We start from the raw sequence: 18,526 nt of genomic DNA on the forward strand, positions 1-18,526 counted from the left end.
CCTCGCGGCGGCCGCGTAGCATCCGGCTGACGCCGCCCGCACGCGAGAGGACTGCGATGGGAAATCCGGATACCGGGGTCATCAGCCTGCTGATCGCGTCCGGCACGCTGCTGCTCGGACTGCTCATCTTCGCCCATATCCAACGAATGCGACTGCTGTGTGAACAACACGCGGAAACGGAGCGAACGAACCAGCTCGTCGCGGAGACCCGGGAAATGCGGGCGGAGTTGCGTGCGCTCAACGCGGAAATCGCGGAATTGCGCCGAGTGCTGACCGAGGCCGCCTGAGGACCTGCCTTCGACAGCGGCGCGCCCGCTTGGCCCGCCCACGGGAGGCGCCCACCAGCGGGTCCTCCGCCCACACCCACCATCGGGACTCACGGAGCCACCCTCCACAAAGCCCAACGCCCCCAAGCTCACCCCCCAACCCGGGAACCTCAACCCCCTGAACCCGGGACACCCATGCCCCGGAAGACTCCCAAATTTGCCTGGAATTGGGAACTTCCGCGGCCTGGACGGTTTCCAAGTTCGCCTAAAATTGGGAATCCTGGGCGCCTGCTTGGGGGCGCACGGGGCTCACCCGACTGACGGGGGTTGGAACCGGGGTGGGAACCACGCCGGGTGTGCCTGCTCGAAGGCGTGGGCGATGCGCAGCAGCACGGGTTCCGACCACGCCCCGGCCAGGAACGTGACACCGACCGGAAGTCCGCGGACCTCGCCCGCGGGCACGCTGATCGCCGGGTAGCCCGCCAGCCCCGGGATCAGCGCGCTGCCGCGCGCCGGCGGATCGCCGTGCACCAGGTCGATCTTCCACGCGGGCCCTCCGGTGGGCGCCACCAGCGCGTCCAACCGGTGCTCGCGCAGCACGGCGTCGATGCCGTCCTCACGGGACAACCGGCGCATCCGCTGCACGGCCGACACATAGTCCGGATCGGTGAGGTCGCCGCTGAGGCTGTCGACCAGCTCCAGCGTTTCCTGGCCGAAATAGGGCATTTCCACCTCGGCGTGCGCCCGGTTGTAGGCGATGAGCTCGGCGATGCTGCGCGGGTGCTCGCCCGGGGTCGCGGCCAGGTACGCGTCCAGGTGGTGCTTGACCTCCTGCAGCTGCGCCATCATCAGCCCCTCGTCGGACAGCAGCCGCGACACGCTCGGCACGTCGGCGGGGTCCACGATGGTCGCCCCGGCCGCCGCGAGCACCCGGATGGCCTGCTCGGCCACCGCGTCGGCATGGTCGTCGTAGCCGAAGAACGACTCGCGCGGCACGCCGATCCGGGTTCCCGCCAGGCTTTCCGCGCCCAGGCAGTCCCGGTAGTCCGAGCGGTGCCGCCCGGCAGCGGTCGCCGGGTCGCGCTCGTCGATGCCGGTCAGCACGCCCAGCACGGTGGCCGCGTCGGCGACGGTGCGGCACAGCGGCCCGATGGTGTCCAGGCTGCGCACTCCCGGGATCATGCCCGCGCGGCTGGTCAGCCCGACGGTCGGTTTCAGACCCACGACGCCGTTCACCCCGGCGGGGCCGAGGATCGAGCCGATGGTCTCGGTGCCCAACGCGACCACCGACAGCCCGGCGGCCACGGCCGCGGCCGACCCGGAGCTGGACCCGTGCGGCGAGCGGTCCAGCTGGTGCGGGTTGCGGCCCTGGCCACCGCGCGCGCTCCACCCCGCGGAGCCGCTGATCCACCCGCTCTTGTTCGTCTTGCCGAGCACGATCGCACCCGCCGCGCGGAGTCTGGCGATGACGGTGGCGTCTCGCTCGGGACGCGCACCCAGCAGTGCGGCGGTACCGTTGCTGGTGTGGATCAAGTCTGCGGTTTCGATGTTGTCCTTCACCAGCACCGGAATTCCGTGCAGGGCGCCGCGGAGGTGACCGCGTCGGCGCTCGGCGTCACGCAGCTCGGCGATCTCCAGCGCCTGCGGGTTGGTCTCGAGCACGGCGCGCAACTGCGGTCCACGCAGGTTCAGCTGGTCGATGCGGTCGAGATGGTACCGGACCAGTTCGACGGCGCTGAGCTGCCCGGTGGCCATGGCGGTCTGCAGCTCGGCGATGGTCGCCTCGGCCAGCGCGTCGGCGCGGGCCGAGCTCAGCGTTCCCACTTTTCCCACAGATCCTTTCGGTTCGTTATCGGTTCCCTATCGGAACGCCGCGCCCCCGAACCGGGGCGGCGCCGACCGGCTCGTCGATATTCCCAGGTCGCGTCCTTATCGTGAGGCGTAAGGCGTCCGGAACATGCCTGCTGTCCGAATCAGCGACCGGAACGAGGACGCGTCAATCCCCCTGTTTCACGGACGGTCAAGTCATTGACCCGATAGAGTGACAACGTGTCCTTCTGGCACGCTCGGGGGGCTCTTTGCGCACGGGATCAGTTGCTGACCCGCGAGGGAGCAACAGGAAGAAGACTCCATGACCGACCGTCTCGAATTCGGGCTGCTCGGGCCCTTACAAGTCGAGTTCAAAGGAAGGAAGATAGCGATAGGCGGCCCTCGGCAGCGGATCGTGCTGGCCATGTTGCTGCTCAATTCCGACCGGGTTGTCTCGATCGACCGGATCTCGGAAGCGATCTGGAACGGACACCCCCCGGCAACGGCCAGAACCCAGGTCGCGATCTGCGTCGCAGAATTGCGAAAAACATTCAGATCTGCGGGTTATCGGGACGACGTGGTGCTGACCTCCTCGCCCGGATACATGCTGCGCCGCGGCGACCACGTGATCGACCTGCTGACATTCCGCGCCCGCGTCGCCGAAGCCAGGGCACTGACCCGCCGCAATGAGATGGTCAAGGCCACCGAGGCATACGACGAGGCGCTGTCGCTGTGGCGCGGCCGCGCACTGTGCGACATCAATTCCGCAGTAGTGGAGCTGGAGGTCGAACGGCTGCAGGAACAGAAACTCGCCGTCCAGGAGGAGCGCACCGCCCTGCACCTGCAACTGGGGCGGCACCGTGAGCTGATCAGCGAACTGACCGCGCTGGTCGAGGAGCAGCCGCTGCGCGAGCAGACCCGGGCGCAGCTCATGCTCGCCCAGTACCGCGCGGGCCGCCGCGCCGAGGCGATGGAAACCTTCCGCCAGGGCCGGCGGGTCTTCATCGACGAGATCGGCCTGGAACCCGGTCCGGTGCTGCAGGAACTGCACGAGGCGATCCTCAACGACGACCCGTCGGTGCGGGTTCCGACGCCGCAGCTGCCGACCAGCGCAGCATCCGCGGGCCTCGGCGACATTCCGGCCGACATCGAGCCCTTCACCGGGCGAACCACCGAACTGTCCCGTTTGGACGGTCTGTGCGCCGCGCCGCAACCCCGCGTCTGCCTCATCACCGGCACCGCCGGGGTCGGCAAGAGCGCGCTGGCCGTGCACTGGGCGCACCGGGTGGCCGACCGGTTCCCCGGCGGCGTGCTGCACGCGAACCTGCACGGCTGCTGCCGCGGCCCCGCGGAGTCCGACGCGCGGGACACGCTGCACACCTTCCTGCGGCAGCTCGGCGTGGCCACCGCGGACATCCCCGCCGACCTGGACGCGGCCGCCGCGCTCTACCGCAGCCTCGTACACCAGCGGAAGGTGCTCATACTGCTGGACAACGTGGCCTCCTACCGGCAGATCGAGCACGTCCTGCCCACCGGGCCGGACAGCAAGGCGGTGGTCACCAGCCGCCACCAGATCAGCGAACTGGTCGCTGCGTCGCTGTGGCTGCGGCTGCAGCCCCTCGGCCACGCCGAGGCCGTCGACCTGCTCGGCACCCTGCTCGGCAACCGCGCCACGGCCGAGCCGCGGGCGCTGGCCGAGATCGCCGAACTGTGCGACCGGCTGCCCGCCGCCCTGCGCATCGCGGCAACCAAGCTCATCGCCAAACCGCACTGGACGCTGCAGCGGCTGGCCAGCCGGCTCCGCGACCCGCGCACCCGGCTGGACCACCTGGAGCACGGCGAGCAGAGCCTGCGTCGGCGGCTGCAGTCCAGCATCCAGCAGTTGCCTGCGGACGTGGCCCGCACCTTCCGGCAACTGGGCGGCCTGGAGACCACCGAGTTCAGTCTGCACGACGCGATCACTCTCCTGCGACTCGATCCGCACGAGGCGGAGGATCTCGTGGAGAGCCTGGTGGACGCTCACCTGCTGGAAGGCGTACCCGCGATGGGTTCCGAGGAGATCCGCTACCGGTTCCAGCCGCTGCTCAGCGCGTTCGCGACGGAACTGCACCGCGCCGACGTGCGGGCGGCCGAAACCGCCCGCACGCCCAGGCTGGTGGCCAAACCGGGCAAGGCGGAGCTGAGGTTCGTCATGTGAGGGCCGCGCGGACCGGCCGCGCCGCCCCGCGCGTCCGGTCAGAGCGCCCACTCCAGCACGGCCATCGCGCTGTGCATCTTGTCCCCGGCCTGGTCGAAGGCAATCGACCGCGGCCCGTCCAGCACGGCCGCGGTCGTCTCCTCGCCACGGTGCGCGGGCAGGTCGTGCATGAACCACGCGTTCGGGTAGCCGTCGAGCAGCTGCTCGTTGACCTGGAACGGGGCGAAGGTGCGGCGCCAGTCCGGGTCGGGCTTGGTGGTGCCGGTGGTCTGCCACCGCGTCGTGTAGACGATGTCGACGTCACTGGGCAGCTCGGCCATGTCGTGGGTTTCCCGCAGCACCGAGCCGGATTCCGCGGCGTACCGCTCGGCCTGCTCCCGCACCGCCGGCGCCAGCCCGTACCCCGGCGGGGTCCGCAGGTGCAGTTCGGTGCGCTCGAACCGGGTCAGCGACAGCGCGAGTGCCACCGCGGTGCTGTTGCCCTCGCCGACATAGAGCACCCGGATCCCGTCGATTCCGCCCAGGTGACGCTGGATCGTGGTGAGGTCGGTCAGCGCCTGCGTGGGGTGCTCGTGGGCGCTCATCGCGTTGATCACCGCCATGCCCGGCGGTTCGGCCAGCGCCCGCAGTTCCTCGGTGCTGCCCGCGGTGCGGCACACCAGGCCGTCGAGCATCCGGGACAGCACCTGCGCGGTGTCCTCGATCGTCTCACCGGTGTTGAGCTGCAGATCTCCCGGCCCGTAGCTGATGATCCGGGCACCCAGCCGCAGCGCAGCCGCGGAGAACGCGGTCCGGGTGCGGGTGGAGGTCTTGCGGAAGTAGATGCCGACGACGGCCCCGGCCAGCGGTTCCGCGGACCGCTCGCCGCGGGAGAACTCGACGCCGCGCTGGACGATCTCGCGTATCTCGCCGAGCCCCAGGTCCGCAAGCGAGATGAGATCACCGCGCACGGGTCCGCGGCTCGCGCTGGGAGCTGCCATCACGCCATCCTCCGTTCGGACGAATCATTTCGACCGCGCTCCGGACCCTGGCCAGAGCACGGCATGAGCAGCCTGGCATGCCGCGTTATCCGCGCCATATCAACCGCACAACCGGGGATGGTGGACTCGCTGGTCGGCACCAGGCAGAGTCGGGTGCATGACAGACGTCCTGCGCTACGCCGCGTTCACCACCGATCCTGCGGGCGGCAACCCCGCCGGTGTCGTGCTCGACGCAGACGGGCTCGACGACGCCGCCATGCAGCGGATCGCCGCCGAGGTCGGCTACTCGGAGACCGCGTTCGCCAGCCCGGCCGGTGACCACCGCTACCGGCTGCGCTACTTCAGCCCCCTGGCCGAGGTGGCGTTCTGCGGCCACGCCACGGTCGCCACCGCGGTGGCGCTGGCCGAGCGCGACGGGCCCGGCAACCTCGTCTTCGACACGAAGGCGGGCAGCGTGCGGGTGCGCACGCAGCAGCGGGACACCGTCGTCGCCAGCCTCACCAGCGTGCCGAGCAGCTCACGGCCCGCGACCGAGGACGAACTCGGCCGCGCGCTGGCGGCGCTGGGATGGTCGGTGGCGGACCTGGACCCGGACTGGCCGCCGCACGTCGCGTACGCCGGCAACGACCACCTCGTGCTGGCCGCGCGCACCCGCGAGCGCCTGGCGGAGCTGGACTACGACTTCGACGCCCTCGGCGACCTGATGCGCGACCGCGGCTGGACCACGGTGCAGTTGTTCTGGCCGGAAAACGCAGGCACCGTGCACGCCCGCGACCCGTTCCCGGTCGGCGGCGTGGTGGAGGACCCCGCCACCGGTGCCGCGGCGGCGGCCTTCGGCGGTTACCTGCGCGCCACCGGGCGGGTCCGCGAACCGCGGCGGCTGACCATCGTTCAGGGCGAGGACATGGGCCGGCGCAGCGAACTCGTCGTCGACGTCGACCCCGACGACCCACGCATCACCGTGACCGGCGCGGCCACCCGCATCTGACGCGAATCGCCACGCGCCGCACCAGGATCAGGCACATGGGCCGGGGCCTGCCCGAGTTCGTCTGCACGCTCGGTACCCCGGGCGGGGCAACTCCCGGCGAGTCAGGAATTGACGCCGGTGAGGGCGAAGAACTCCTGCCGGGAGCGGGGGTCCTGGCGGAGGGTGCCCAGCAGCGTGGAGGTGACGGTGCTGGACCCGATGGCCTGCACGCCACGCAACGTCATGCACGTGTGCTCGGCCTCGACGACCACGCCAACGCCCTTCGGCTGCAACTGGTCGGCCAGCCAGTCCGCGACCTGCTTGGTCAGCCGCTCCTGGACCTGCGGGCGGCAGGCGAAGTGCTCGACGACGCGGGCCAGCTTGGACAGCCCGAGGATGCGTTCCCCGGGCAGGTAGCCGACGTGCGCGACGCCGACGAACGGCAGCAGGTGGTGCTCGCAGACCGAGCGGACCGGGATCGACCGAGCCAGCACCAGTTCGTCGTACCGCTCCTCGTTCGGGAAGGTGGTCAGGTCGAACGGCCGCGGGCTGAACAGCTCCGCGTAGGCGCGGGCCATCCGGCCCGGCGTGTCGCGCAGGCTCTCACCGTCGGTGGAGATGCCCAATGCGTGCAGCAGGTCGGCCGCGGCCTTCTCGGCGGCGGCGAGATCGATCTCCCCGTCGGGTTCGTGGACGACGTGCAGGGCCGGTGCGGAGGTCATCAGCGTGCTTCCTCGGGTCGATCGCGGTCGGCGACGCCGCGGGCTTTTTCACCAAAGAACGCTAGTCTTATTCGTCGCGCCGAGTCAATGGACGTGGTCAAGCTCGCACCACACCCGATAGCACCCATCACAATGGGTGCGAAGACGCTACTGTAGGGGCATGCTTCCCGGCGAGCGATCCTCGGTGGCGGCCCTCGCCGCGCTGGACGACGAACTGCGGCGTGGAATGTATGAGTTCATCCGGCGCGCCCGGCGGCCGGTCGCCCGCGACGAGGCCGCCGCGGCGGTCGGCATCTCCCGCAAGCTCGCCGCCTTCCACCTCGACAAGCTCGTCGCGGCCGGTCTGCTGTGCGCGCACTTCGAGCCCGTCGGCGGCATCCGCAAGGTGGGGCGCACGCCAAAGGTGTACGAGCCGACCCGCACCGACATCCGGGTGAGCATCCCGCCCCGCCAGCACGATCTGCTGGCCGACATCCTGCTCGACGCGGTGCTCACCGAAGGCGAGCGGGAGACCGCGGCGCAGGCGGCCATGCGCGTGGCGCGGGAGCGCGGGCATCAGCTCGGCACCGCCGAACGGCAGCGCAACCGGCCCGGCCGGTTGGGCGTGGAGCGGGCGCTGACCCGGTCCGAGGAGGTCCTCGCGGCGCACGGCTTCGAACCCGACCGGGAGACCCCGACGTGCGTCCGGCTCCGCAACTGCCCGTTCCACCCGCTGGCGGCCCGGGCACCGGAACTCGTGTGCGGCCTCACCCAGGCGTTCCTGTCCGGGTTCCTCGACGGCCTGCACGCCCGCACCACCGACGCGGTGCTCGACCCGCGGCCCGGGGAGTGCTGCGTGGCCCTGGTCAGCGCGCCTCGGCGCGCCGCCGCAGCAGAGCCAGGGTCGACGTCATGAGCACGGCGCTCACCAGAGCCTGGGCCACCGCGAACCACACCCACGGCGCCGAGGTCTCCCCCGACGCCCACAGTGCCCCGCCGAGATAGGTGAAGTGCCGCCCGAGCGGCAGCGAGCCGAGCCCGAACACCACCTCCGGCCCCAGGTAGGCCACCACGGCGCTCCCGGCGAACGTCCGTTGCGCCTCGTCGAGCGTCCGGGTCAGCACCGCCAGCGTGCACAGACCACCGATCGCGACCACCGGCAGCAGCGCCGCCAGCGCACCCGCGGCCTCGGTGACCGTCGTGCTGCCGTACTCGACGGGAAACGCCGCGAACAGCAGGATGAACTGGGCCGCGGCCGCCCCGAGCACCACGAACGACAGCGGGTACCGGGGCGGGGCCACGAGCCGCACCCGCCTGGGCACGGCGCGGAACGGCGCCCACCGCACCGCCAGCCCGGCGGCCAGGGCGATCACCGCGAACAGCTCCAACCAGCTCCACACGTCCGCCGAGCCGTGCACCGAAACCAGAGCGTCCACCAGGAAGTAGAGGACACCCGAGGCGGCCAGACCGACGCCGATCACGCCGCGTCGCCCCGACTGCTCCATGACCACCAGACCGGCGACCAGCAGAGCCAGCCGGAGCGCGAAGAAACCGAGACCGAGGAAGCTGGACGCGGCGATCAGCTCGGTCGAGCCGATCAGCACGGTCGCCCCGAGCACCGCGGCGGCGGCGAACAGGAACTGGCGGCTGCGCACCCACGTCAGCCCGGCGAGGCGCTTCGCCCAGTCCCGGTGTTCCGGCGGCTCGGACCGCCCACGCGACCACGCCAGCACCGCCGCCGTCCGCGCCGAGAGCCCTTCGGTGCCCGCGACGGCCACGCGCACCTCTCCCGCCAGATCGGCGAGGGTGGTGTTCGCAGCCCGGGCCGCCACCTCGCTCAGGGCCAGCGGCGAACCCGCGCACAGCTCGACCAGCTCGGCCACCGCCTGCGGCTCCGCAGCCAGCCGCTGCTCGCCCAGCCGCCGCGCGAGCAGATCGCGCGCCTCGCCCGGGGTCAGCGCGTCCAGGCCGAGCGAACGTGCCCCTTCCGCGACCAGGCCGGTGAGCGGATTGCGGCTGGTCACCACGACGAACGAGGTGGACCCGCCGGGCAGCAACGGCCGCACCTGGTCGACGTCCCGGGCATCGTCGAGCACCACCAGCACCCGCTTGTCGGCCAGCAGCGTCCGGTACCGGCCCTCCAGCGCGGACAGGTCCGCGGGGATGTCCCGGTCGCCGAGGGCCGCCAGGAAGCTGCGCAGCACGTCCGCGGGGCGTGCGGGCCACTCGCCCGAACCCCGTAGGTCCACGTGGAGCTGCCCGTCGGGGAAGCGCTGCGCCACCCGGTTCGCCCAGTGCACGGCCAGCGCGGTCCGGCCGAGCCCCGGGGCGTTGTCCACCGCGGAGATCACCACGGCGCGGGCGGAGTCGGCGAGGACCGCGTCGAGCGCGGCCAGTTCGTCGGCCTGCCCGGCGAACGCCGCGACGTCGGGCGGCAGTTGCCGCGGCACCGCCCGCTCCTCGGCGCGCCCGCCGAAGTGCAGGCCCCCGTAGACGTTGCCCACCTGCGCCACCGGGCCGTTGACCGTGCCGCCCTGCTCGTTGCGTACCTCCGGCTCATCCCCCATGAACGGCCCTCCTCCACCCCACCCGCCTGCACCATGATCGTAGCGCCGGACCGACCTCCGCGATCCGAAAATCCGACATCGGTCTTGCGACGTGCGGCGCCCACACCACCCACATCATCACTGCCTGAAGCCGGGGGACTGTGGCGTCCTATTTAGACAGTGCGCGGAATTCCGCGATGGCGCGGTAGGGGTTGCCGTAGCCCTCGGTGGCGTACAGGCTCGGGCTGACCGTGTCGGTCCGGTAGCCGATCACCACCGGCCTGGTGACCAGCGGGATCATCTGCGCGTCCGCGTCGACCGCGATGCACAGGTCGCGCAGCGCCGCGGTGCGCTCCGCGCCGTCCGGGCGGGTGTTGGCCGCCTCGATGGCCCGGTCGAGCGCGGGGTTGGGACGCATGAAACCGCCGTTGAACCCGGCGGCGGCGGGATTCCACCACTGCGGCACCATGCCCGCGTCGGCGTACCCGGCGAACCAGGACAGCGCGGCGTCGAACCGGGCCGGGGCCTGGCCGTAGACCTTGTCCGCCCAGCTGGCCTCGTCGAGCTCCTCGACGGTGACCCGCACCCCGATACGGGCCAGGTTCTGCTGCACGACCCGGGCGACGGCGGGGGCGGGTTCGGTGGCAAAGACGGTCAGCGTGAACGACAGGTCCACGGCCCCGGCCTCCCGCAGCAGCTGGCGGGCACGCTCCAACCCGGCCGTGGCCGACGGCAGGTGCGCGGGGTCGCAGGCCCCGGGCAGGTCGACCGGGGTCGCGCCGGTCGGCCGGCCGAGCCCGCCGGTGGCCACCGCCGCGATCCGCGATCGGTCCAACGCGATGGCGATCGCCGTACGGATCCGCTGGTCGGCGAACTTCGAGCCGGGCGCCAGGGTGTTGAGCATCAGGTAGTAGAAGTCCGTGTTGCCCTGGGCGTGCACCGCGATGTTCCGCTCGTCCCCGAGCACCTGCGGGGCGGCGACGTCGCCCAGCACGACCATGTCTGCGGCGCCGCTCTCCAACGCGGACATCCGGGCGTGCTCCTGCGGCACGATCGAGATGGTGACCATGTCCACCACCGGTCTGCCGGGCATCCAGTAGCCTTCGCGGCGCTTGAACCGCCAGAAGACGTGCTGGCGGTGCGCCTCCACCACGAACGGACCGGTGCCGAGCATGGTGCGGGCCGGGTCGAGCGCGCCGCTGTCGATCTCGGCCATCGGCAGCACCGCGGCGGGCACGTTGGCCAGCGCGGCCAGGAACGGCGTGTACGGGCGGGAGAGGCGGAACTCGACGGTGCGCTGGTCGAGTTCGCTCACCGACTCGACGGGGCCCAGCTGGACCCGCCACACGCCGCGCCCGGACAGCAGGCGACGCATGCTGCCGACCACATCGGCGGCGGTCATCAGCCGGCCGTTGCTGAACGTCACGCCCTCGCGGAGGTGGAAGACGTAGCGGGTGGGTTCCGGGTTCTCCCAGTGCGTGGCCAGTCCCGGGTCGATCCGGAAACCGGGGCCCATCGTCACCAGCGTCTCGTACACCAGCGACATCAGCTGCCAGGAGGTGGCCACGTCGGTCAGCTGCGGGTCGAGGCCCACCGCGGTGCCGATGTCGACCGGCATCTGCAGTTCCAGCGCACCGCCGGGCTCGGCGGTGCGGTCGGCGACGGCGAGGTAGCCGGGCAGTGCGGGTGGGGCCGCATGCTCCCCAGCGCCCGCGGCACAACCCGCGACCAGCACCGCGGCGACCGCGAGAACCCCGGACCACCTGCTGATCCGCATCCTGTCCCGCCTTCCCACCGAGTCACGCCCGCCGGAACGTCCCGGCCCGGGCAGGATTCCAACGGCCGCCGCGTCCCTCAGTCAAGATCGCGCACGGAGATGGCAATGCACTCGAAATGCTTCTGTGCTGCGGTTTTACCAGGAATCACCCGGTCAGGTGACGTCGGCGCCGACCGCCCGGCGGGATCGTCGGGGCGGGGCGCGACCGACCGACGTCACCGCACTCGGTGTCCACTGAGGACGACGAGGCGGTGCGCAGCAGCCGCAGCTGCCGATCTCGGCGAACGTTCTTCGTCAGCTCGGCATTGCCCCAGCCGATCATGTGGGCGACGGCCGTCCCGCCGCCGGGCCGCCGTCGTGTGTGGGTCGCTCCCGCTGGGTAGTCAGGAAGCACACGAACGGCTGAAACAGCGGGACGACCATGAACCGGCACGACTGGACCAACGGGTTCGCGACCTCGGAGCGCGAACCCCTGGAGGAAGCCTGGTCGCTGACGGAGGCGGTGTACTGGTCGGTCGACCTCGCCGACGGAACAGCCGAGTGGGGCTGTGAGCTCGACGAGGTCCTGGGCGTCCGGGGCGCCCCCGAGGACGCGGTGCGGCAGCGGCTGTGCGAGCTGGTCGCCCCGCTGGTCGAGGCGGCCCGCATCGCCCCGTCCTGGCAGGTCCACCAGCTGGAACAGCGCTGCGAGCAGCCTGGTGGGTGGATGCGCCCGGTCCGGTTCCGCGCCCGGCGGCGCGGCGACGTGCTGATCGGTGTGGCCATCGACATCACCGGCGCCGTGGAGCCCAAACAGGAGCTGGCCGACCTCGCCGAGCGCTACCGGCACCTGGTGGAGCTGAGCCCGAACGCGATCTGCGTGCACCAGGACGGTGTCGCGGTGTACGTCAACCCCGCCACCGTGCGCATGCTGGGCGCCGAGTCCAGCACACAGATCGTGGGGCGGCCCGTCGTCGACTTCGTCGCCGAGGACTCCCGGTCGGCGATGCGGGAGCAGCTGGCGTCGCTGGCGGCCCCCGGCGCTGCCACCGAACGGGGCCGGGCCGTACTGCGCCGCCTCAACGGCGACCCGGTCGTGGTGGAGGTGGTGGCGGTGCGCATCACCTGGGAGGGGCGGCCGGCGTTCCAGGTCATCATGCGCGACATCACCGCGGACCGGGCCGCCGAGGCTGCGCTGCGCTACCAGGCGGCGCTGGTGGAGCACGTCAGCAACGCCATCATCGCCACCACCCACGACGGGCGGGTGACCAGCTGGAACCCGGCCGCGGCGCGCATCTACGGGCGGCCCGCCGAGCAGGCGCTCGGGCAGCCGGTCGACGAGGTCGTCGGGGCCCCGCTGGACCCGGCGGTGCTGGTGGAGGACGGGCAGGTCGCCGAGGCCACGCACCGCAGAGCCGACGGCGCGGCGTTGACCATCAGCATGTCCGCGGCGCAGATGGACGGCGGCTACGTGCTCGTGTGCACCGACGAGACGGCGCTGCGCCGGGCCCAGCGGCACTTCGCCACGGTCGTGGACGCGCTCGCCGAAGGTGTCGTCGTGGTGGGCGCCAACGGCCTGGTGGAGTCCGCCAACCCCGCGGCACTGCAGATCCTGGGGACCCGGGAGGAGGACTTCGTCGGCACCCCGCCGCAGTCGTGGCCGCTGTTCGACGAGACCGGCGGCCTGCTGCCACCGCGCGCGCACCCACCCGCCCACAGCCAGCGCACCGGCAAGCAGCGGACCGCCCAGCTGGTGCGCACCCGGCGCGGCGACGGCAGCAGCGTGTGGCTGTCGCTGACCTCCCGCCCGCTCAACCCCGACGACGAGCCACCGCACCCCATCGTGCTGTCGTTCACCGACGTGACCGAGTCCCGCGCGATCCGGGAACGCCTGGAGTGGGACGCCACGCACGACCCGCTGACCGGCCTGGCCAACCGCACGCTGCTACTCCGGCGCCTCGACGCGGCCCTGCACGCACGCCAACGCAGGCACGACCTCGCCGTGCTGTTCATCGACCTGGACAACTTCAAGGTCATCAACGACTCGCTCGGGCACAGCGCCGGCGACAAGGTGCTGTGCGTGGTCAGCGAGCGGCTCCGGCGGCTGACGCGGCAGCACGAGCTGGTCGGCCGGCTCGGCGGCGACGAGTTCGTGGTGCTGTCCCCCGACGAGAACGACGTGACCAAGGCACAGCTGCTGGCCAGGCAGGTGCGCCGGTGCCTGGCCGACCCGATCACCGTGGGCGACCGCCAGCTGCATGTGGACGCCAGCGTGGGCATCGTGTTGTCGCCGCCCGGTGACCCCCGCCCCGGCGCGGACGTGCTGCGCGACGCCGACGTGGCGATGTACGAGGCGAAGAAGCTCGGGCGCGGCCGTGCCGCCGTGTTCGACGTGCGGCTGCGCAAGCGGGTGCAGCGCCGCCTGAACCTGGAGCAGGACCTGCGGCACGCGGTGTCCCGGGGCCAGCTGTGGATGGCCTACCAGCCGATCGTGAACCTGCGCACCCACCGGGTCGGCTGGGTGGAGGGGCTGCTGCGGTGGACGCACCCGGTGCACGGCACCATCCCACCGGGGGAGTTCATCCCGCTGGCCGAGGAGAGCGACCTGATCAACAGCATCGGCATCCACGCGCTGCGGATGGCGACCCGGGAGATCGCCGCCCACCGCAGGCAACGGACCCTTCCCCTGCAGCTGAAGGCGAACCTGTCGGCGCGCCAGCTCGACGACCCGCACTTCGCGGTCGCCGTGCACGACGCCCTGGAGCAGACCGGGCTGCCACCATCGGCTCTGTGCCTGGAGATCACCGAGAGCACGCTGATGCAGGATCCCGAGGCGGCCGAGGCGGTGCTCAACGGGCTGCGCGAGCTCGGCGTCAAGCTCGCGATCGACGACTTCGGCACCGGTTACTCCGCGCTGGCGCTGCTGCACCGGCTGCCGCTGGACACGCTCAAGATCGACCGGTCGTTCATCGCCGGCCGGGACGGCACGGCCAACGAGCCGTTCATCGCCAGCATCGTCGCGCTGGCGCATACGCTGAACCTCAACGTGGTGGCCGAGGGCGTGGAGACCGCCGAGCAGCTCGCCACCATCCGCCGCCTGGGCTGCGACGAGGTCCAGGGCTTCTACTTCGGCCGTCCGGTGCCCATCGACGAGCTCCCGGACGCGGCCTGACCGCGGGCCCCGCGCTGACGTCCCTGTGTCAGGCGGCGGTCTGGGTGTCCACGCCCAGCCGGGCGTACAGGTGGCCCCGGTGCAGGTCCGCCACCGGGGCCACCAGGTCCGGATGGCGCAGCAGGGCGGCGGCCCGCCGGTCCTGCTCACCTGGGTCGAGCAGGCGGCGGAAGCCGTGCGACAGCGGGGAACCGTGCTCGGCGGCCAGCGCGGCGACCGCCTCGGCGGCCAGCTGCGGGTCGGCGAGCAGGCACGTCGCCCAGCTCGCCACCACCTCGTCGACCCAGGTGCGCCACGCGTGCTCGGCGTCGTCCGGGTGGTGCTCGGCCGCTCCGGCGAGCCGGTCCAGATGCGCCGAGCCGCCCGGCCCGGCCATGACGACCAGCCCGGCGTCCACCGCGGTCGGGTAGCGCAGCCACGCCGCGACGGTCACGGCCTGCTTGGCCTGCACTTCGGCGAGCGCGCGGCTGAACGCCCCCGCGCCGGGCGCGGGGTAGGCGCCGACCAGCCAGCGCGTGGTGGCCGCGATGATCGGGGACAGGTCCGCGGACACGGCCGAACCTCGCTTTCTCACCGGGGTGCGTCGGGGCGCCCGACCACGGTAACGAGCCGGTTGACGTGGGCAAAGACCCGCCGCCGAGGTGAGGGCGGAACCACAGCGGGCGCTGGCTGCGGCCGGCGCCGCGGACCAGGAACACCGTGCGCCCGACGACCGAAGACAGCTTCTCAGCGGTCCGAGCCATCCTCCTCGGTGCGCTGCCGCGCGCGGGCGCGCGTGCGGCGTTCGTACTCGCGCCTGCCGTAGGCCGCGCGGCGCACCGCGTCCTCGGTCTCCAGGCTGGCGCCCAGGGCTCCGGCGACGGTACCCATGGACGTCGACAGCCACACCAGCTGCAGGTAGTCGGTGGCGTCCGCGGGATGTCCGAGCACGGACGACAGGTACTCCGGTGTGATCACCGCCGCGGCCGCGAGCAGGGTGATGCCGAACAGCAGCAGATACCAGCAGGTCACCCCGATGAGCAGGGTGATCACCGTGGTGACGTTGTAGAGCGACGCGGTCTCGGAGCCCGTGCGGCGGCGTTCCCACAGGCCGTTGCCGAGGATCAGCCAGCCCACCATCATCGCCACCGCGACCGCGCTGATCAGCAGCAGGCGCCCGGTGCTGAGCGCGTCGGCCATCTGCCAGATGCTGGAGTAGAACACGCCGAACGCCGCAGCGGCCGCAGCGGCGGCGATCGCCCGGGACAGCCCCGCGACCAGCCGCCACGGCGCGTTGTCCCGCACCATCGCGGCCACCAACCGGAACCGCCCGCGCAGCCCGGACAGCACCACCTGCTCGATGCCCGGTTCCGTGGCGACCAGCCGGATCGTCCGGCCCAACCGGGCGGGAGGACGCCCCCAGCTCGCCCGCAGCTGGAGTTTCTCGCTGGCCAGCACGCCGACCAGGTGCACCAGCACGCGGCGGGTGTGGGACCGCTGCCGCAACCAGGAGATGGCGGGCAGCGAGGCGAGCGCCACCCCCTCCCGGGTGCTGATGTCGGCCACCACCGGTCCGGTGCGGTTGTGGCGCGGCAGGTCGGTCAGGCACACCACGAGGTCCCACTCCTCCTGCGCCAGCCACTCCCCCGCGTGGTCCTCGATCGGGATCCGGCCGTCCGCCTCCACCCGGATCGGGTCGGTGACCGCGCGGACGTCCCACGTCACCTGGTCGGTGACCTCCCGCGCCAGGGCGTCCGGCAGGTCGCGCGCGAGCCGCCGCGCCAGCGAGCTCGGCGCCCCCGGATCGGCCACGAGCCCCACGACTACCCGGTCCTCGGTCACGTCCGCGCCTCCACGAGTCGGTCCGCTCTCGGGGTGCCCACCACCCCCGCCGCGGATGCGGTTGTGGCCCACACACAGGCAGGCGGCACCGGGGAGATAGCCAGCCGCGGCGTGTCGTGCCTGATCGCGGCAGCGCCCCGGTCTGCATACCGGGGATCGGTGGCGGGTAACTCCAGCACCATGGACGCTGCTTCGCCGAGGGAGTCGCTGTGGGCGGCCGTCGACCGGCCGGTCTTCCCGGTGCTGCGGGGTGAACGCACTTTCGACGTGGTCGTGGTCGGGGCGGGCATCGCCGGGCTCACCACGGCTCTGCACCTCAAGCGCCGGGGCGCCCGGGTGGCCGTCCTGGAGGCGGACCGCGTGGCCTGCGGCGCCACCGGGAACAGCACCGCCAAGGCGACCGCACTCCAGTCCACCGTGTACAGCACGGTGCGGGCGTACCGCGGCGCGGAAGCGGCCCGGGTCTATGCGACCGCGAGCACGCACGCGGTGGCCGAGATCGCCCGCATCGCCGACGTCGAGCAGATCACCTGCGACCTGCAGCGCCGCCCCGCCTACACCTTCGCCACCGGCAGCGATCTGCGAGAGCTGGAGCGGGAGGCCGAGGCGACCCGGGAGGCCGGGTTGCCCACGACCCTCGACTCCGGCACCGACCTGCCGTTCCCGGTCACGGGCGCGCTGCGGCTGGACGACCAGCTGGAGTTTCACCCGGTCCGCTACGCGCTCGGGTTGGCCCGCGCCGTGTCCGGCGACGGCAGCGAGGTCTTCGAACGCAGCCGGGCGCTGAAGCTGACGGAAGGATCGCCGTGCCGGGTCACCACCGAACGGGGCGCCGCCACGGCCGACCAGGTGGTGGTCGCCACCCACTACCCGGTCTGGGACCGCGGGTTCTACTTCGCCAGGCTGGAGCCGCAGCGGTCCTACTGCATCGCGGCGCGCATCCACGGTACCCCGCCGCGCGGGCTGTCGATCAACGCCGCCGAACCGGTCCGCTCCGTGCGCTCCGCGGGCGAGATGCTGGTCGTGTGCGGCGAAGGGCACCCGACGGGCGAGAACAGCAACGCCCCTTACCAGCGGCTGGCGGAGTTCGCCACGCAGCACTGGGACGTCGCCGAGATCACGCACCGCTGGTCGGCCCAGGACCCGACGCCCTACGACCGCTTCCCGATGGTCGGGCGCTACCTCCCGATGTCCTCGCGGGTGTTCGTGGCAACCGGGTTCATGAAGTGGGGCCTGACCGGCGGGACGTTCGCCGCGACCGTGCTGGCCGACCTGATCGACGGGCGGGACAACGTGTGGGCCGAGGCGCTGTCGCCGAACCGGGTCTCGCCGTACTCGCTTCCGCAGCTGGTCCGCATCAACCTCAGGACGGGCCTGCACCTGGTCCGCGACCGGCTGGCCCGTTCGCAGGTCGTCTCGGCCGCCGAGGTGCCGGCCGGGCAGGCGCGCGTGATGCGTGACCGCACCGGGCTCACCGGGGTGTACCGCGACCACGACGGCGGGATACACGCCGTCGGGCTGCGCTGCACGCACCTGGGGTGCCTGGTGCGCTTCAACTCGGCGGAGAACACCTGGGACTGCCCGTGCCACGGTTCCCGCTTCGACGTCGACGGCGCGGTGCTGGAAGGACCGGCGACGCACCCCCTGCAGCGCAAGCTCCCCGGACCACCGCCCTGACCCACGCGACCTGGAACCGGGTTCTCACCGCGGTTTGCGGGCGACGAGGCGTTCGATGATGCCGAGCCTGAACCGCTCGGTGTGTTCGACGGTGAGCCCGGCGGCCCGCAGGTGCTCCAGCGGGCGGCGGCGGAAATGCTCGCCGCCGAGCGGCACGGTGACCAGTTCCAGCACCCGCTGCACGAGCCGCACCGGCCCCGAGGTGCTCACCACGTGGTCGGCCAGCACGAGGCGACCACCGGGGCGCAGCACGCGCGCCATCTCCGCGAGGGCCTGCCGCTCGTCCGGGATGGCACACAGGGAGAAGGTGCACACCACGGTGTCAAACGACGCGTCCGGGAACGGCAGGGCCTGGGCATCAGCCTGGAGGAGGTGGACGCGCCTGCCGAGCCGCGCCGCCCGCTGTCGCGCGAGGGCGAGCATCTGCCGGCTCCACTCGATGCCGGTGAGCCGCGCCCCGACCGGGTAGCCGGGCAGGTTCAGCCCGGTGCCGACGGCGACCTCCAGCACGTCACCGGACGCCCGGGAGCACACCCAGTCCCGGCTGTCCCCGGCGAAGAACCGCTCGAAGCAGCCCATCATCCGGTCGTACGAGGGCGCCGACCTGTCCCAGTAGCGGCGCAACCGAGGCTCG

General features: G+C 72.2%; 14 protein-coding genes. 6 read left to right on the plus strand and 8 right to left on the minus strand.

Annotation, left to right across the window (positions count from 1 at the left end):
• Window positions 1-56: 56 nt before the first annotated feature.
• Complete coding sequence (locus tag IEY17_RS10710) at window positions 57-287, plus strand: hypothetical protein (protein WP_188987185.1); 231 nt, start codon at window positions 57-59, stop codon at window positions 285-287.
• Window positions 288-575: 288 nt separating this feature from the next.
• Here IEY17_RS10710 and IEY17_RS10715 read toward each other — a convergent pair whose 3' ends face one another.
• The gene (locus IEY17_RS10715; protein ID WP_229680024.1) at window positions 576-2,090 is read right to left on the minus strand and encodes an amidase; all 1,515 of its coding nucleotides are present in this window, start codon (window positions 2,088-2,090) and stop codon (window positions 576-578) included.
• 307 nt (window positions 2,091-2,397) lie between these two features.
• On the opposite strand from IEY17_RS10715, the gene IEY17_RS10720 reads away from it, so the two are divergent.
• Window positions 2,398-4,272: an AfsR/SARP family transcriptional regulator gene (locus IEY17_RS10720; protein WP_268240323.1), complete on the plus strand. Its 1,875-nt coding sequence runs from the start codon at window positions 2,398-2,400 to the stop codon at window positions 4,270-4,272.
• Window positions 4,273-4,310: 38 nt separating this feature from the next.
• Here IEY17_RS10720 and IEY17_RS10725 read toward each other — a convergent pair whose 3' ends face one another.
• Window positions 4,311-5,252: an ornithine carbamoyltransferase gene (locus IEY17_RS10725; protein ID WP_188987188.1), complete on the minus strand. Its 942-nt coding sequence runs from the start codon at window positions 5,250-5,252 to the stop codon at window positions 4,311-4,313.
• A gap of 157 nt (window positions 5,253-5,409) precedes the next feature.
• Here IEY17_RS10725 and IEY17_RS10730 point away from each other — a divergent pair, with 157 nt between their 5' ends.
• Window positions 5,410-6,240: a PhzF family phenazine biosynthesis isomerase gene (locus IEY17_RS10730; protein ID WP_188987189.1), complete on the plus strand. Its 831-nt coding sequence runs from the start codon at window positions 5,410-5,412 to the stop codon at window positions 6,238-6,240.
• Window positions 6,241-6,341: 101 nt separating this feature from the next.
• Here IEY17_RS10730 and folE read toward each other — a convergent pair whose 3' ends face one another.
• The gene (gene folE / locus IEY17_RS10735) at window positions 6,342-6,941 is read right to left on the minus strand and encodes a GTP cyclohydrolase I FolE (protein ID WP_188987190.1); all 600 of its coding nucleotides are present in this window, start codon (window positions 6,939-6,941) and stop codon (window positions 6,342-6,344) included.
• Window positions 6,942-7,101: 160 nt separating this feature from the next.
• Here folE and IEY17_RS10740 point away from each other — a divergent pair, with 160 nt between their 5' ends.
• Window positions 7,102-7,836 (plus strand): helix-turn-helix transcriptional regulator, encoded by a 735-nt coding sequence (locus IEY17_RS10740; RefSeq protein WP_188987191.1) that lies wholly within the window; start codon window positions 7,102-7,104, stop codon window positions 7,834-7,836.
• On the opposite strand, the gene IEY17_RS10745 is transcribed toward IEY17_RS10740, so the two are convergent.
• A complete protein-coding gene (locus IEY17_RS10745) occupies window positions 7,787-9,487 on the minus strand; it encodes an NB-ARC domain-containing protein (RefSeq protein WP_188987192.1) in 1,701 nt (566 codons plus the stop codon). The two genes, IEY17_RS10740 and IEY17_RS10745, sit on opposite strands and share 50 nt — an antisense overlap.
• 148 nt (window positions 9,488-9,635) lie before the next feature.
• Window positions 9,636-11,243, minus strand: a complete 1,608-nt coding sequence (locus tag IEY17_RS10750; protein WP_188987193.1) for an ABC transporter substrate-binding protein — start codon at window positions 11,241-11,243, stop codon at window positions 9,636-9,638.
• A gap of 421 nt (window positions 11,244-11,664) precedes the next feature.
• Here IEY17_RS10750 and IEY17_RS10755 point away from each other — a divergent pair, with 421 nt between their 5' ends.
• On the plus strand, window positions 11,665-14,394 hold the full coding sequence (locus IEY17_RS10755; RefSeq protein WP_188987194.1) for a sensor domain-containing protein: 2,730 nt from the start codon (window positions 11,665-11,667) through the stop codon (window positions 14,392-14,394).
• 28 nt (window positions 14,395-14,422) lie between these two features.
• Here IEY17_RS10755 and IEY17_RS10760 read toward each other — a convergent pair whose 3' ends face one another.
• Window positions 14,423-14,947, minus strand: coding sequence for a hypothetical protein (locus IEY17_RS10760; RefSeq protein WP_188987195.1), 525 nt, complete (start codon window positions 14,945-14,947; stop codon window positions 14,423-14,425).
• Window positions 14,948-15,120: 173 nt separating this feature from the next.
• A complete protein-coding gene (locus IEY17_RS10765; RefSeq protein ID WP_188987196.1) occupies window positions 15,121-16,215 on the minus strand; it encodes a DUF2267 domain-containing protein in 1,095 nt (364 codons plus the stop codon).
• 180 nt (window positions 16,216-16,395) lie between these two features.
• On the opposite strand from IEY17_RS10765, the gene IEY17_RS10770 reads away from it, so the two are divergent.
• Entirely contained in the window at window positions 16,396-17,892 is a 1,497-nt protein-coding gene (locus IEY17_RS10770) for an FAD-dependent oxidoreductase (RefSeq protein ID WP_188987197.1), read from the plus strand.
• A gap of 24 nt (window positions 17,893-17,916) precedes the next feature.
• Here the strand turns inward: IEY17_RS10770 and IEY17_RS10775 are convergent, their stop codons facing one another.
• Complete coding sequence (locus IEY17_RS10775) at window positions 17,917-18,474, minus strand: class I SAM-dependent methyltransferase (protein ID WP_188987330.1); 558 nt, start codon at window positions 18,472-18,474, stop codon at window positions 17,917-17,919.
• Window positions 18,475-18,526: the final 52 nt, after the last annotated feature.

Origin of the sequence: Saccharopolyspora thermophila (assembly GCF_014646075.1) — a bacterium.
Taxonomy (GTDB): Bacteria; Actinomycetota; Actinomycetes; order Mycobacteriales; family Pseudonocardiaceae; genus Saccharopolyspora; species Saccharopolyspora thermophila.